The 15897-nt window shown below is 36.9% G+C and carries 11 protein-coding genes; 1 reads left to right on the forward strand and 10 read right to left on the reverse strand.

Going from position 1 to position 15897, the window contains the following annotated elements:
• Window positions 1-769 precede the first annotated feature (769 nt).
• Together FHY45_RS12385 and FHY45_RS12390 are read right to left on the reverse strand one after the other, a co-directional pair.
• Entirely contained in the window at window positions 770-1906 is a 1137-nt protein-coding gene (locus FHY45_RS12385) for a glycerate kinase (RefSeq protein WP_139892041.1), read from the reverse strand.
• A 14-nt stretch (window positions 1907-1920) separates the two neighbouring features.
• Complete coding sequence (locus FHY45_RS12390) at window positions 1921-3216, reverse strand: GntP family permease (RefSeq protein ID WP_066109605.1); 1296 nt, start codon at window positions 3214-3216, stop codon at window positions 1921-1923.
• A 202-nt stretch (window positions 3217-3418) separates the two neighbouring features.
• Here FHY45_RS12390 and FHY45_RS12395 point away from each other — a divergent pair, with 202 nt between their 5' ends.
• The gene (locus FHY45_RS12395; RefSeq protein ID WP_066109602.1) at window positions 3419-4432 is read left to right on the forward strand and encodes a CdaR family transcriptional regulator; all 1014 of its coding nucleotides are present in this window, start codon (window positions 3419-3421) and stop codon (window positions 4430-4432) included.
• Window positions 4433-5458: 1026 nt separating this feature from the next.
• Here FHY45_RS12395 and FHY45_RS12400 read toward each other — a convergent pair.
• The 8 genes from FHY45_RS12400 to FHY45_RS12435 form a co-directional block, all read right to left on the reverse strand.
• Entirely contained in the window at window positions 5459-7402 is a 1944-nt protein-coding gene (locus FHY45_RS12400; RefSeq protein WP_066109599.1) for an ABC transporter permease, read from the reverse strand.
• The gene (locus FHY45_RS12405; RefSeq protein WP_066109596.1) at window positions 7392-8153 is read right to left on the reverse strand and encodes an ABC transporter ATP-binding protein; all 762 of its coding nucleotides are present in this window, start codon (window positions 8151-8153) and stop codon (window positions 7392-7394) included. The genes FHY45_RS12400 and FHY45_RS12405 overlap by 11 nt, the downstream gene beginning before the upstream one ends.
• A 102-nt stretch (window positions 8154-8255) precedes the next feature.
• On the reverse strand, window positions 8256-9263 hold the full coding sequence (locus FHY45_RS12410; RefSeq protein WP_066109593.1) for a sensor histidine kinase: 1008 nt from the start codon (window positions 9261-9263) through the stop codon (window positions 8256-8258).
• On the reverse strand, window positions 9260-9952 hold the full coding sequence (locus FHY45_RS12415) for a response regulator transcription factor (protein WP_066109590.1): 693 nt from the start codon (window positions 9950-9952) through the stop codon (window positions 9260-9262). The genes FHY45_RS12410 and FHY45_RS12415 overlap by 4 nt, the downstream gene beginning before the upstream one ends.
• Before the next feature lie 190 nt (window positions 9953-10142).
• Entirely contained in the window at window positions 10143-10967 is an 825-nt protein-coding gene (locus FHY45_RS12420) for an undecaprenyl-diphosphate phosphatase (protein ID WP_066109587.1), read from the reverse strand.
• 349 nt (window positions 10968-11316) lie between these two features.
• Complete coding sequence (locus FHY45_RS12425) at window positions 11317-12045, reverse strand: amino acid ABC transporter ATP-binding protein (RefSeq protein WP_066109585.1); 729 nt, start codon at window positions 12043-12045, stop codon at window positions 11317-11319.
• Window positions 12032-13477 carry an amino acid ABC transporter substrate-binding protein/permease gene (locus tag FHY45_RS12430; RefSeq protein WP_066109582.1) on the reverse strand — a complete coding sequence of 482 codons (1446 nt, stop codon included), beginning with the start codon at window positions 13475-13477 and terminating at the stop codon, window positions 12032-12034. The genes FHY45_RS12425 and FHY45_RS12430 overlap by 14 nt, the downstream gene beginning before the upstream one ends.
• Window positions 13478-14156: 679 nt before the next feature.
• On the reverse strand, window positions 14157-15839 hold the full coding sequence (locus FHY45_RS12435; protein WP_066109578.1) for a YrzE family protein: 1683 nt from the start codon (window positions 15837-15839) through the stop codon (window positions 14157-14159).
• Window positions 15840-15897 lie beyond the last annotated feature (58 nt).

The following is a 15897-nucleotide window of genomic DNA, read 5'->3' on the forward strand; positions in this document are numbered from 1 at the left end:
ATAGAATAGGCAGAGACTATCAAAAGGGATAAGAGGATTATAATGACTAAAAAAGAGGCTGGGACACTAACTTATAAACAATGCTGAAAGACGAAGATATCTAAATTAATTCTAGTAGACTTTGTTGCATGATAAGGAGTTAAGTTGGAGAAAAAAGTCCGTTCCATTGCGCTACAGCCACTCGCTTTCCGCGGGGAGGAAGGCTTTAGCCTCCTCGGCTGCGCCTTGCTCAGGTCTCAGCCTTTCCTCTACTTCCCGCAGGAGTCGAGTGGCTTCCGCTCCATTCCACTAGATATGAATAAGGGTATGCAGCATGAACCTATCTATGAAAACAAATAAAACTCACACTAGCCGGCGAATATCCAATTAAAATATCACCTAAATAGTTCGGATTTATCATTAACTGAAATACTTATGTCCCGGCCTCTTTTATTATTTGTAACGTTAGGAACTACACTTAAGCCTATCAGATCTGGCATAGGTTCCTAACGGCACACAAATGAGTGTCAGAAGCCTCCGAGATGAGGGTTCTAAAGGTCTTTTGAAGGTCTATAAACCGTGGCGTTTTTAGTCTTCGTACCTTTGATCAAGGTCCTTCAGCACTCTGAGTAGTCCGGCTTCAGGGCCTAGGAGCTCGAGTCATAAGCAAAAATCTACGGGAGAAGAACCCTCCCTTCGAGTATTCGACTTATGCTTTTCGCGGGCCTACAGGATGTAGGTCATGAAGACGTTGCCACAGGACGTGGCGTTTTTAGTCTTCGTTCCTTTATTAGAGGCCCTTCAGCACTCTTGCAATATTCTCACAGGTTCTTTCTATGTTTTTAGGGCCGTTTTTTAGGGTTTGGTCTAGGGGTGCGAGTTCTGGGATGATTCCGAAGATGGCATCGATTCCTTTGTCGTAAAGCTCTTCAATACCTTCCCCAATGTATCCGGCAACTGCTATTACTTTTTTGTCAAGTTCTTTTGCAGCTTGCGCGACCCCATAAGGTGTTTTGCCAAATTGCGTTTGATAGTCAATGCCGCCCTCGCCTGTGAACACGTAGTCAGCGTTCTTAAGTTTTTCTCGTAACCCACTGAATTCGATTACAATGTCAATCCCTTTTTGAAGAGTGGCATTTGTAAACAGGAGTAAGCCAGCACCCAGGCCACCAGCAGCTCCAGAGCCTGGGGTGTTCCGAACAGCTTGTCCTAATTGCTGCTCTACCATGTCAGCATAATGCGCTAGATTCTGATCTAGCTGTTTAACCATTTCAGGTGTGGCGCCTTTTTGAGGCCCGAAAACATGAGATGCTCCAGTTTCGCCGCATAAAGGGTTCGTTACATCACAGGCAACTATCATGGTTACATCAGCTAGACGTGTATCTATTTTAGACGTATCAATTGTATGCAATTGATTTAAGTAGCCACCTCCTCTAGGGATATGGTTTCCTTCTTTATCAAGAAACTGAACACCCAGCGCCTCAGCCATACCTGTTCCTCCGTCATTAGTAGCACTGCCGCCAATTCCAATGATGATTTTTTTAATCCCTTTATCTAAACAGGCGCGAATCAATTCACCTGTACCATATGTAGTAGTAATGAGTGGATTTTTTGTTTCTTGGGTGACATAGTGAATACCGCTGGCTTCTGCCATTTCAATAACTGCGGTTTCATGATCCCCCATAATTCCATATCGAGCAGTTACGGGGTTGCCGAATGGACCTGTAACGTCTAATGAATAGAGAGTGCCGCCTGTTGCATCAATGAGTGACTGGACAGTACCTTCTCCGCCATCTGCCATCGGAACATGGATAAAATCTGCATCTGGATAGACCTTTTTAATACCTGCTTCCATTGCAATGCATACCTCTTTTGCTGTCATGCTTTCCTTAAAAGAATCTGGTGCAAGTACAAACGTTTTGCTCATTGTAACCCCTCCTGTTATAAAATAAATCCGAATAAAATGGTGGCTACAATCGTCATGGTTGCACCGACAATTGCTTCGTAGCCGACTACGGACATCCTTTGTTTAATGGACATGTTCATGCTTTGCGCTGTAACATGAAAATAATTTCCGTGCGGTAATGAATCAATTACTGTTGCACCTGAGTGAACCATAACTGAAGCGGCAAGTGGTGCAACTCCCATGTCTAAAATAGCTTCGCTGAATGATCCTGTGGCAATAATAACGCCAGTAGATGTAGAGGCAGTGGCTGCTGCCATTAAAATACCTGCTATAGGTGCCAGGAATGTACCAGAGATACCGGTAGCTTCAATTAATGAAACAACCTGTGCGGATAGATTGGATTGAGAAATTAATCCTCCGATGGCACCTGCACCAATTAGAATTAACACAGTTACTGTCATTCTATCCAAGCCTGATGCTGTATATTTCAATAAATTTTTTGATTTCCCCATAGCTATTGTTCCAATGATACCTGCAAGGGGGAGAATGTACATAGCATCTACTTTAAAGCTGGATAAGGCCTCTATATTTAAAATTGAACCGATTGGATTAATCATTAATAAGATAATGGCTACTAATGGAGCTACGATTGCTTTATTCAGTGGAGGATAGTTAGCTGAACCATGATCAAGATCCACAACCTCATTATCTGAAACTTTTTCGCCTTTATTTTTGATTAAAGTGGCGATGAGAACAGTTGCGATTAAGCCGAAAATTGCTGGGATAAGACCTGCAATCATTACATCGCTAAGTTCTAAATCAAACCCTCGGGCTGCTGCAATTGTATTCGGGTTTGGCGAGATGATGTTACCCGCTTTTCCTCCTCCGGATAGTGCTAATAATAGAGCAATTTTTGAAATGCCCATTTTATTACCAATTGATAAAGCGATAGGCGCTACAATCAGGACAGCTACAGGGATAAATACCCCAACCGCTGTAATAATCATGGTGGCAAGAGCTAATGCAATGAGAGCCTTCTTTTCCCCTAATTTAGAAACAATAGATTGGGCGATTGTTTCTGCAGCCCCGGATTCCATCATGACACCAGCCAAAACTCCAGCGGCAAGAACACGAATAACAGTCCCCATAACACTTTGAGTGCCGCCAACAAGTATATTGATTGTTTCCTCAAGGTTAGCTCCACCTATTAAACATCCGAGTATGGCTCCTAAAAATAGAGCATACAGCGGGTTCAGCTTTTTTAAGATTAAGATAATGGCTATTGCCAGACCAGCTAAAGCCCCAATCCAACTAATCATAATCCCGTCCATCTTGTAACCTCCTAAGTAGTGTGGAATACGTCTTATTATAGTTTGGTAGCGGTTACAATTCTATTGATGGATAGATGATTTTCTTTGTGCAAACGCACAAAGAAAGTGATGAGAGGTTTGTTAGTTTATAATGGAAATATAGGAGAAGATTTACGGATCATAAGATAAGGCGGTACAGAAATAAAGAAAGGTTTTGTTCACCATGTATCAGTTAACTAATAAACAGGCGCAACATATTGTCGATAAAATGATGGCGGATATTCCATATAATATCAATATTATGAACGAAAAGGGCATCATTATCGGCAGCGGGAGTAAGGACAGAATCGGAACCTTTCATACTGGAGCAGTCCAAGCCCTACGTTTAGGCAGGATGATTACAATAACAGAGGATAATAGGTACGAAAAAAAGGGTACAAATGAACCGATTGTCATTAATCAAAAGATGGTAGGTGTTATTGGGATTAGTGGCGAGCCGGGTGAGGTAATCCCTTTTTGCAAACTAGTCAAAACCACAGTCTCTCTGTTAATTGAACAAGAAATCGCGTTGAAGAGTATGGAGGAGATTAGTAAAAAGAAGTCCGCGTTTCTTAAGTTATTAGTAGAAACGAAGTACCAATACTCAGATGAAATAAAAAGGGAAGCCCTGAATTATCAGCTTGATCTGACAAGAAAAACATCTGTCCTGATTGCAAAGCCAAAGCCAAGTCCTAAAAGAATCAATTATCCTGTTTTTGAGGAAGATGAGCATTCCATCATCCTGCTACAGGATAATAGCGGAGTCAAACCCTTGGCTGACCTGTTAACTAATGAAAATTCGACTATAAAGATCAGTGTTGGAAGTCATGTAGACACTATTTCTGAGAGCTATCATCAAGCAATCAGTGCTATGCAAATTAGTGAAAAATTAAATCTTCAAAAGAGAGTTATTCATTATATGGATGTATCCTTTTTATCCAGAATCAGCGAGATAGGTATAGATTCGTTTATTAATCACTCCTATATTAAAGGTTCTCTTATCTCTTCGCCGGAATTGCTGGAGACCTTGCAGATCTATATTAATAAGAATGGCAATATGACATTAACATCAAAAGAGTTACATATTCATAGAAATACGCTGCAATATCGTCTGGATAAAATTAAGGAGATAACAAGTAAAGATCCTAAACAAATATTCGAGTTGTTCGAGTTGATCTTTATTATGTTAAAGGATTAAATTCCTCATTCATTTAAACCTAACATTCGGTTAGGTTTTTTTATTGAAGATTGAAGGTCGAATTAATTGGGTGCAGACAGACAAAAGTTTGTGAATAAAATCTAGAAAAAAATTATCAAGATAACAAAACTGTTATAGTCTATATTTTTATAGAGTAATACAGTTTGTGAAATAAATCACATGATTTTGGAAGTGTTTTCATTGCTTTCACAATCATATTTTTCTATGAATACTTGTATACAACTATGTATACCAATAGATTAAACGGTGTGCTTAACAAAATATAAGTGAATAATTTCACAAACTTTTTTTGAAAATTTCACTGGACTGTTATAGTCATTTTGGACTATACTGTATCTGTAAGGTTGAGAAATCAACTTGAAAGATCACTTATTTTTGAAAAGGAGATTGTGAAATTGAAAAGTGTAGTATCAACTTTTGCGCTTAAAGCGGGATCATTATTGTTAGTTTATACAGCAATGCAAATTTTTATGTAATAGGACAATATGTAATTAAAAAGATAGGAGGAGAAGGAATGAAACCATTAGCGATTGTATTTGGATTTAAAGCTGTAACAATGGCGTTAATGTTATTTATGTAATGAACATTGTATGTAGTAATATTTGCTCTTTGTAGGAATGCAAACGTAAAGAAAAAAAGATAGGAGGAAAGGCAGAATGAAAGGATTAGGAATTGTATTTGGACTTAAATTTGTAACAATGGCTCTTGTATTATTTGTTTAATGTAATTAATCATATGCGATATTGGGCTAATATTGAAACAAGGGAGGATCTAATATGAAAGCAATTGTGATAACATTTGTCTCTAAAGTTGCTACTTTAGGAATGGTGTATACTTCATTAAATGCCTTTATCTAAAATGAATAGACAAAGGCAATTAGAGTATGCACCATAAATTTAAATTCCCATCATTAAAACACGCTATTTATAGAATTTTCCTCGAATTATTTTCTTCAAAATGAAAAGAAGGCTCCCGCTATTTAAAGCAAGAGCTCCATAAATAATTTTATAACGATTCTTTTATGATTTTCTTATAATATGAAACAGATAATACTCCAAATATAGAATAGAATACTGTATACAACACCATTACTAGTAACATCGGTGTCCAAATCTCTATTCCAAATAGGAACCAACCTGACTTAACTGCAAAATAGCTATGACAAAGACCTAATATGAGTGGTATTCCAAAATTAAATAATTGTTTTAGCTTAACACCCTTCAAAAGATCCTGTTGGGTAAATCCAAGTTTTCTTAAGATAGAGAAGTTTAACTTTTCGTCCTCACTTTCACCCATTTGTTTAAAGTAAAGAATGCAGCCCGATGTAATAAGGAATGTTAAACCGAGAAATCCGACAATAAACATCGTTAATCCCATTCTTTTTTTGTTATCTTGGATCATGTTAATACGAGATTCATGTGTATCATCCTGAGTAGCTAATTGGTTGAATAGACTATTTGCTTCTGGAAGCTGTTCATTATCTGTGATATCAATCCCAATATAGAGTGAGTCAGCATCCTGGATAGCTGGATCTATATCATCCTTTAATCTTTGAAAAGTAGATTCATCCACAACTACAGCAGGTATACCGCTGATGGTAAAGTTCCAGGAAATCACATAATCCCTATTTAGGCCTGTATATTTTTGGTCAATCGTTATGTTGTTACCTGTTATTTGGATGTTACCTGTGTCTTTAAAATCCAACGTATTTTTCAGCATGTCGCTATACCCGGTGAAATAAGCCTCATGGGCAGATAACTCAACATCGTCAATTGCCTTTTCACTGATAACAGGCATTGGCATAGAATTCAGTCGAAGATCAAGTACATTAAGGCTGGTTTCTATAATTTGCTCAATATTAACTCTCGATTGAATAACGTCAACTTTCTTCTCCTTAAAAGCAATGCCATTTTCACGAAGGACACTTGTAAAATGATCAGCATCTTTTTCATTCATAAAGGAGAAGTTAGCTGGAACATCATTCTTCGCTGTTTTCTCTACTGAATAGAAGGAAATATAGCTTAAGGAGAGTAAACCGATTGCAAGTGCTGAAACAGTTGTGATGATTGTTAATAACATAGCATTCGATTTCAAGCGAAACATGATAGATGAGAGAGAGAGAACCTCATACACATTTAAATAACCATCTTTCTTTTTACGAATACTATTTAAAATAAAGGTCACAGAGCCTTTATAAAACAAATAGGTCCCAACTATCACAGCCCCAAGAATATATAACATTGCTGCTATTAACTCATCGCCAGTAGATAAATCCTCACCGAAAAGTTTAGTTGAAATATAGTATCCAGATCCTATTAAAAAAAGACCAAGTATACCAATTGTGATTTCAAATTTAGATATTTTTTTGACTTTTACTTCAGTGGAAGAAGTTACTCTAAATAATGATAATATAGTTTGTCTTTTAATGAAGAGATAATTTGATAACATGATTAGTAGATAGATCACACTGAACACAATAATAGTTTGGATTAGCGCTTCTCCTGAAAAACGTAGAGCAGCTATATCCTCGACACCAGTTAATTTAATTAGTATAAGCATAATAAGCTTTGAAATGGAGAATCCAATAAAAATACCTACCACCAATGAACCAAAGTAGAGAATCGCATTCTCCATATTTAAAATACGGAATATTTTCGATTTCGTCATACCGATTAACTGGAATAGACCAATTTCTTTGCCCCGCCTTTTAATAAAAATACTATTGGCAAAGAGCAGGAATACAAGTACGATGCTAATGAGCAAAATAGATCCTACTTGAAGTGCAGCCCCTCCTTTTATCGAACCTTTAGCAGCATCCATTGCGGGGTCATACTGCAGAGTAACAAATGAAAAGTAAAGGGCAACGCTGAAAACTAAAGCAAATACATAGAGATAATAGTTGTTTATATTTTTTTTGAGGTTTCTCCATATGAGTGTTTTAACGCTCATCCATAACACCACCCAAGATTCCTTGTGTTTTAATAATTCCTCTGAAAAAGGATTCACGATCTTCTTGGCCCTTAGTTAGCTGTGTATAGATTTGTCCATCCTTAATAAAAATAACGCGATTGCAATAACTGGCTGCTATAGGGTCATGTGTAACCAATACAATCGTTGCATTCCTCTTTTGGTTTAATTCACTTAGTTTATTTAACAGATCGGATGCTGATTTAGAATCAAGGGCACCTGTAGGTTCATCGGCAAAAATAATACTTGGTTCATGGATAAACGCTCTTGCTGCAGATGTTCGCTGCTTTTGACCGCCTGAGAGTTCATTTGGGTATTTATCCTTCAGGTCCAGGATGCTAAGATCCTTAGCTACCTCATCAAACTTCTTTATAGCTTCTTTTTTGGATAAGCCGCTAATAGATAATGGTAAAAGAATATTTTCCTTAACGGTTAAGGTATCTAATAGATTGTACTCCTGAAAGATGAAGCCAAGATGATGCTTGCGGAATTCAGCTAATTTCTTTTCCTTCATTGCTGTCATCTCTGTATTATTAATCATGATGGTCCCTGTGCTGACTTTATCAATCGAAGATAATACATTAAGTAAAGTCGTTTTTCCTGAACCGGAGGCGCCCATTATTCCAACAAATTCTCCTGTTTTAATAGTAATATCAATGCCTTTTAGAACCTCTTGCTGATTAAATTTGCTACCAAATGATTTATGGATTTTATGTGCCTCTAATATATTCATATGGAATCGTCTCCCTTTAATTGATACCTTCATTATATAGAGGACGTTCTATTCAAATCCTTCTATTCTCCGAACAAAATAGAAAAGCATGTGACATTCCTGTCACATGCTAATGACCTCAACAAAATCATTCTTCTTTGGAAAGGTAAGCGTAAATCGGGTGCCTTCGTCTAGTTTTGAATCTACTCCAATATCAATCATAAGAGGATTTGCTGCTTTTTTAGCTAGATATAAGCCCATACCTGTCGCAGCATTATCGGTATGTTCCACAGCAGAAGTGTAGCCTTTATCAAAGATACGCGGCAAATCCCTCTGATCAATGCCGCGGCCAAAATCCTGTATGGTTAAAATGATATGTTCATTTGGCAGGGGGCGGCTTGAAATAATAATATCTGAGTCATGACTATATTTGACTGCATTCGTTAATAACTGTCTAATAATAAAGCTCAACCACTTGGCATCACTTACAACCTCGGTAATATCCAGCTGGAGGTCAAAGCCGATTCTTTTCTGGATACACCAACTCTGCAATTCTCTTATTTCTTTATAGACAATTTTACGTAAATCTAAATTCTCTATTAAAAGGTCGTTTTCAATAAATTGAAGTCGCTTTTGGAAAAGTTGAGAATCAAGAAGATGTTGAATTCTCATCCATTCATAGGTTAGCTCAGATTTTGTTCGTTCATCCTCAAGGCGATCAATGATTAAATTCATGGCTGTTAGCGGAGTTTTAACCTCGTGAATCCAGGAGAGTAAGTCATCTTTTTCTTGTTCAATTAAGGTTTGGCTATGTGCAGTTGCATGTTTCAGCTGCTCTGTTTGATTCAGGATACTATTTAGAACAATTCGTTCAATAGGGCTCCTTGCATCCGGCAAAGTGGAGATGTCTAAATCAGTTTCCCGCTTATCTAAACTTCTATAAAATTGCGTTTCAGTTTTATAGCGTATGATAATGAAGATGGTAAATAAAATTACAGATAAAAAGACGATATAAGCAATTGATTGAAAAGGGATAGACTGGTCAATATAAGCCACAAAGAGTATAAATAGATGAATTGATAGGAATAAGATAATCCAGCTTCGTCTTTCAATTAAATAGCTCTTTATCATAAAGAATCAGCCGTCTCTTTTGCCATGTAACCTTGACCTACTTTTGTTTCTATAAAATGTCCGAGTCCAAGTTCATCCAGCCTTTTTCGCAACCGATTCACATTGACCGTTAATGTATTATCGCTGACAAACCGCTCATCATCCCATAAACTGCGAATTAAAGTATCTCTGCTGATAATCTTATTCTTATGATCGATTAACTGCTTTAAAATGTAAATTTCATTCCTTGAAAGCTCTATTGATCCAAGTTCATTTTCAACCGTATTTTTTTCGTAATTAATGGTCGCTCCGCACCAGATTTTCAGCTGTGTTTGATCAGCATTATAATTATAAACTCTTCGTAAAATGGCTTGAATCTTTGCAACTAAAACATCAAAGTTAAAGGGCTTCTGTATAAAATCATCAGCACCAAGTTGCATAGACATCACCATGTCAGTAGGGTGGTCTCTCGATGATAAAAATAAAATGGGTACATTGGAGTGCGTCCGTATCAGCCGGCACCAATGGAAACCGTCAAATTTAGGCAACTGAATATCAATAAGGACTAAGTCAGGCTGAATATCCGTAAATTCATTAAGTACCTCTCCGAAATCTTGAACGCCATATACTTCATAAGACCATTGGGTTAACCTCTCTTTAATTTCTTTAAAAAGGCTGGTGTCATCTTCAATTAATAAAATTTTAAACATAACCATCACCCGTTCTTTATTTATTAGGATTACGAATAGTGGTAAAGTAGCTCGAACTATTTTAGGGTATTAGTTGTTTTGTCATGTAAAGCTCAAAATGTATAGTATATATAAATATAGTGTACTATAAAAACGACTCGCAAATATAAAAAGGAGAACAAGCACCAATGCTTGTTCTCCTTTTTATAAGTTAACCGAAGATAATAACGAGGATTCCTACGATAAAACAGTAAATAGAAAAATAACCTAATTTCCCTTTTTTCATAATATCCATAAACCAACGCAGTGAAAAATAGGAGGCGATGAGGGAAGCTATAAATGCCAATGCATACGGAATCAGCAGTCTTCCTAAATCAGGATCGTTCACCATATCGGATACTGAAAATACCATGCCGCCAAGACTGATTGGGATATATAGAAAAAACGAGAATTTCAACGCAGTTTCACGGTTCATTCCCATAGCCATAGAGGATACGATCGTTGCACCGGAACGGCTGATTCCAGGTATTAAAGCAACAGCCTGTGATAATCCCACAATAATGGCATCCTTAAATGTTAGTTCTCCCTCAGCTTTCCTGCCCTCTAAATTACGGATAAGCCATAAAGCAATACCTGTGATAATCAGCGCAAAGCCAATGACACGTACACCCTTAAAAATAGATGCGATTTGATCCTCAAAGAAAAGACCGATAAATGCAGCTGGAATTGTAGCAACAATTAAGTAAAGAATAAAATAAAAATCCTTTTTCGTGGCGGTAGATTTATCAGAACCTGTTAAATAGGAAAATCCATTTTTAATCAACTTCATTAAATCTGCTCGATAAATAAAGATAACGGCCAGTAGGGACGCAAAGTTTACAAACAACTCAAAGCTTAATCCCGGAATGTTAAGTCCGAAAAAATGCTGAAAGATGACCAAGTGGCCACTTGAAGATACAGGGATAGGTTCAGTAAGACCTTGCAGTAATCCTAAAAAAACAAATTGTATTATTTCAATAAAGCTAATTGAATCCATTTTAACACTCCTATTTTATAGCTTTTACTTTTATTTATTATACTAAAATAATAATATCATTTGGAGAGAACGGTTCGAAACTGGAAAATTCAGAAAGTAAGGGAACTGGATTAATACTAAAGCTTATTTTGCGCGTAATAAAGGTTTTTATGAAAATATTGGAGTGTTTGCATGAAGGGTTGCATGTAACCAGGAAATAGAAGTTTATATCAGAGTAAAGGCAGGATTCATATATATCAGGCCTTTTAGTAACTGCATATATGGATAGTCATTACATCAGCAAGAAGGAGGTTATCAAAATAGAAATACTAAAGGGCACAGTGCTTAAGCACTGTGCCCTAACTTATCCTTATAAAACTTTATCAAGAAAATCCTTAGTTCGTTCATTTTGCGGATTGGAGAAGATTTCTTCAGGTGTTCCTCTTTCCACAACATAACCGCCATCCATAAAGATGACCTGATCAGCTACTTCACGGGCAAAGCCCATTTCATGAGTCACAATTACCATGGTCATACCCTCTTGTGCAAGCTGTTTAATAACATTCAGAACCTCACCGACCATTTCGGGATCAAGTGCACTCGTAGGCTCATCAAACAACATAATGTCAGGGTTCATGGCAAGAGCTCGTGCAATCGCCACACGTTGTTTTTGTCCGCCGGACAGTTGAGCTGGCATGGCATTGGCCTTATCTTCAAGACCCACACGAGCCAATAGCTTTAAGCCGATTTTTTTTGCTTCTTCTTTTGTAGCTTTATTCAGCTCAACAGGAGCCAAAGTAATATTATCTAGTACTGTCATATGCGGGAAGAGATTGAAATGCTGGAATACCATTCCGATATTTTCCCTAACTTTATTAATGTCTGTGTTTTTATCAGTTAAATGTTTATCATCAACTGTTACGTCACCTTCATTTACTTCTTCAAGTAAATTGAGGCAGCGCAGAAGTGTACTTTTACCGGATCCAGAAGGGCCGATTAAGCAGACAACTTCGCCTTCTTTAACCTCAAGACTGATATCCTTTAGTACTTCCAGCTTCCCGTATGATTTTTTTAATCCTTTTACTTTAAGCTTTCCCATTTTGGATCTTCCTTTCCATACGGTTTGATACCTTAGTTAAAATCATAATAATGATAAAGTATATAAACCCTACAATCAGCCACATTTGGAAGGACTCAAGGTTTCTGGCAATAATGATTTTTCCGCTTTGAGTCAATTCATTAATACCAATGATGGATAGGATAGAGGTATCTTTTAATGTAATGATAAATTGGTTAATGATAGATGGAATCATCAGACGGATTGCCTGTGGAAGGATAACCTTTGCCATTGCCTTTTTATATGGAAGACCAAGGCTTCGGGCAGCTTCCATTTGTCCCTTATCAACGGATTCGATACCACCGCGTACAATTTCAGCCATATATGCACCAGCATTTAAGCTTAATGTTATGATACCGGCAGCAACTGCAGATATACGGAAGTCAAGTGCTGCTGGAATACCGAAATAGATAAAGAAAGCTTGAACAATCAGTGGAGTTCCTCTAAAGATATCTACGTAAATGACGCCGATTGCCCTTAAGATTTTGAGATGGGACACACGCATCAGACCAAATATAATACCTAGGATACATGCTATAACGAGAGATACGACAGTCAATATCAGGGTCATTTGAAGACCTTTTAACAGACTTGGCATACTTGATTCTAATAAGCCGAAGAAACCGTTATTAGTATCGGTGCTTTTTTCTGCCTTCAAGTACTTATCCATAATATCCTGATATTCACCGGATTCTTTTAGATTGGCTAGACCTGTATTGAACTGCTCAATCAATTCCGCATTTTGCCCTTTAGCGACAGCAAATCCATAGGAGCCGCCTTTTTCTTTTTCAGTAACGATTTCTAATCCGTTGCCTTGCGTAATCCCATATGCCAGAACTGGGTAATCATCAAAAACAGCTGCAGAGTTACCTGTTTTAACATCGTCATACATATTGGCGGAATCATCAAAGGTTACCGTTTTAAAGCCATATTTATCTTTTATGCTTTCTGCAAAGCTGGCACCTTCTGTACCTGTTTTAATGGCTACCTTTTTTCCTTTTAAATCTTCATAGGATTTAATCTCTTCATTTCCCTCGGCAACCGCCATTACGACACCAGATTCAAAATAGGGATCGGAGAAATCAAATTTCAGTTGTCTTTCATCTGTTATACTCATTCCGGCAATAACGCCGTCTACTTGATTGGACTCTAGTGCTTGTACGGCTGCATTAAATCCAAGCGGCTTAATTTCTACTTCAAACCCTTGATTTTCAGCTATAGCATTGAGTAAATCGATATCTATACCTACAAATTCGCCATTCGTTTCCTGGAATTCAAATGGGGCAAATGTAATATCTGTTGCAATCTCATATTTTTTTCCTTCTGCTTTCGTGTTTAAAGCCGGGAATATAAATGAAGCAATCATGACAATAGCCATTGCTATTAGGAATGTGAATTTTGAAAATTTCTTCATTGTGAACCTCCTTCATATAAGTAACGTTTAAAAACCCTCTATATCCAATTGGGGCGGGTTAAAAGGGATGTTTTAATCTTATAACAGAATGTATGTATCTCTATGAGTATATATAAAGATACGGTTTTTTGGCAATCAATACTTACCAAATAATATTAGATTACTATAAGATTTCCATTTATTTGTTGTGAAGAAAAAGATGTAATAAAGGGTGGAGAAATAAAAAAAGAGCAGTATTATACGTATTTAATCTAATAAAATATATAGAGATTTGTAAATGGAAAGTACTTCCTAAATGTTATGTGAAAATAATCTAACTCACATATTAATACTGATTATGTATGGAAAACAGCTGAGAATGCTTTAACCATGTAAGTGTATCTTAAGCAAATTTTAGTTCTGAAGAATGAATTCTAAAGTATATTTCCATTTGTGCTCTAATTCTTTTGGAACTACATCCAGTATGGGTATTGATCTATAGAATTTAACTCCAAAGCCCTCCTCTTAATAATGTAAACACTACCTATTATGAGTATTTATGACTAATTTTATTTACCCTATTCAACACGATTCTAACTATATATTTAACAATAATTTAAATATGGGTAATAAAATTAGTCCAGTTGTTAAAAAATAGATCAATCCTCGAGTGAGGATGATCTATTTTCTTCAGTATATATTATTGTAAATTCTTAATTGTAATACCGTTAACAGGTAAAAAGTTTTCCCCGGTATCCAGGTACGTTACAGATACCTCATCGTTTTCCTGCAGATATATGATCAAAGGATCCTTTTCAGAGGACATATTGTAGCTTTGTCCATTATCCAGAAGGAACGAAACGACGGTATATTCACCTGATTTTTCTTTATAGACTCTGATAACTTTCCCATCGATTTTCTTCTCAACACTTGTGGAGGTGCCGTTAACCGTTCCGCCGCCTTTTTGAAGTGCTGTTTTGTATAGCTTTAAGGCTTCATTTGGCGTTGACCCATATGCTGTTATTTCAGGATTGGCAGCAGATACAATGAAATAATTTTGTAGGAATCCATTTGAATCCAGGACTCCTGTTAACCAACTGGCTTCACCGTAAAAATTATAGATGATGGGCATTTCTCCTTCCCATTTCTTTTCTATAAACTTCTTCTCGATAATTTGCAGGGCACCCTGTGAATCCATGTAGGATTCCTCCATATTACCTGTATAATAGACAGCTTTACCTGTCCTGGAATTTGTGAGCGCATAGCCGAGCATAGAATCGACGCCTTCTTTAGGACTCGTGAAATCAGTGAAATAATACATATCTCCATTTTCATCAAAGATCGGACTTACATTCGCTTCGGTACCCTCATCAGAAGGCAGTTTAACATCTGATTTTCCAAATAGGCTGTTCCAATAGCCATGAATATAATTTCCGAAGTAGCTGTTTTGTGTACTGACAACTTCTGGTGCAACGGCACCATCAATAAATTCGGGCGCTTCAGAAAGGGAATAAGAGTTGGACTTCCCAGTTTTGGCATCCATCACCACAACACCTTTTACCTTAAAGCCATTTCTGGCAGAGACAAAATCACCATAAGAGCGAATATAAAATGGCGTGCCATTATCATCTACTTCAAGCTGTGAATCCCCATAGAATATGTAGGATGGATACTGTAGACGAATACGGCGCTCTGTTTCTTTATTGAAGAATGCAGAAGGAGTGTAGATCATTTCTGCATCAACAAATTTTGGGTTGGCTGATGAATCTGTAGCACTCAATATAAAGTAACCAGGAGTTTCTTTCCCTTTCAGCCATTTGAAGAATCCTGAAAATTCGACTGGAGCAATATAAACATACTCACCATCTACTTTTTGGATTTGTAAATTCCCTAATTCGTAGTAGCTCGTATTTGGTACCTGGCCAAATGCTTTTTTCATTTTATTGCGCGCGTATTGAGGAGGCACGCTGGCCGGCTTTTTATTTTCATCAAATGTTTGAATTTCTTCTTTGATGTCCATTTTAGCTATAGTATACTTTTCATCGGCATTGAACAGAAATGCCGTTAAAAAATAGAGACCGACAAGCAAACTACCTGCAAATAAAATACCCTTAATGGTTCTCTCCATACCCGTAGCAAGCATTGAACCCAGCAAGGTTAGTATGATGACAAAAATCCAAAGAGAAGAGATAGTTTGATCCAATAGGGTGAAGTAATAAAATAAAAATGCTCCAATCGTGATTAATGCAGCTAAGCTGACAAAAACAAGCAGTTTTGTTTTCCCCTTCATATGGATACGTAATTTTTCATTATTTTTGAATGGCACAAGAATAAGTGCCGATATAATCCCAATGATAATGGAATAGATGAAGATATTTCCCACAAAGTACCCCTCCTTATTTTTTCTATAATTTACCTTAATATCCTATACGAATAACTGA

This window comes from Bacillus sp. D386, assembly GCF_006346415.1.

Coding starts and splice junctions, on each gene's coding strand:
- FHY45_RS12400 (WP_066109599.1), bottom strand. CDS start 7,402: ATGAGCGTTAAAACACTCATATGGAGAAACCTCAAAAAAAATATAAAC.
- FHY45_RS12390 (WP_066109605.1), bottom strand. CDS start 3,216: ATGGACGGGATTATGATTAGTTGGATTGGGGCTTTAGCTGGTCTGGCA.
- FHY45_RS12405 (WP_066109596.1), bottom strand. CDS start 8,153: ATGAATATATTAGAGGCACATAAAATCCATAAATCATTTGGTAGCAAA.
- FHY45_RS12420 (WP_066109587.1), bottom strand. CDS start 10,967: ATGGATTCAATTAGCTTTATTGAAATAATACAATTTGTTTTTTTAGGA.
- FHY45_RS12425 (WP_066109585.1), bottom strand. CDS start 12,045: ATGGGAAAGCTTAAAGTAAAAGGATTAAAAAAATCATACGGGAAGCTG.
- FHY45_RS12430 (WP_066109582.1), bottom strand. CDS start 13,477: ATGAAGAAATTTTCAAAATTCACATTCCTAATAGCAATGGCTATTGTC.
- FHY45_RS12415 (WP_066109590.1), bottom strand. CDS start 9,952: ATGTTTAAAATTTTATTAATTGAAGATGACACCAGCCTTTTTAAAGAA.
- FHY45_RS12385 (WP_139892041.1), bottom strand. CDS start 1,906: ATGAGCAAAACGTTTGTACTTGCACCAGATTCTTTTAAGGAAAGCATG.
- FHY45_RS12395 (WP_066109602.1), top strand. CDS start 3,419: ATGTATCAGTTAACTAATAAACAGGCGCAACATATTGTCGATAAAATG.
- FHY45_RS12410 (WP_066109593.1), bottom strand. CDS start 9,263: ATGATAAAGAGCTATTTAATTGAAAGACGAAGCTGGATTATCTTATTC.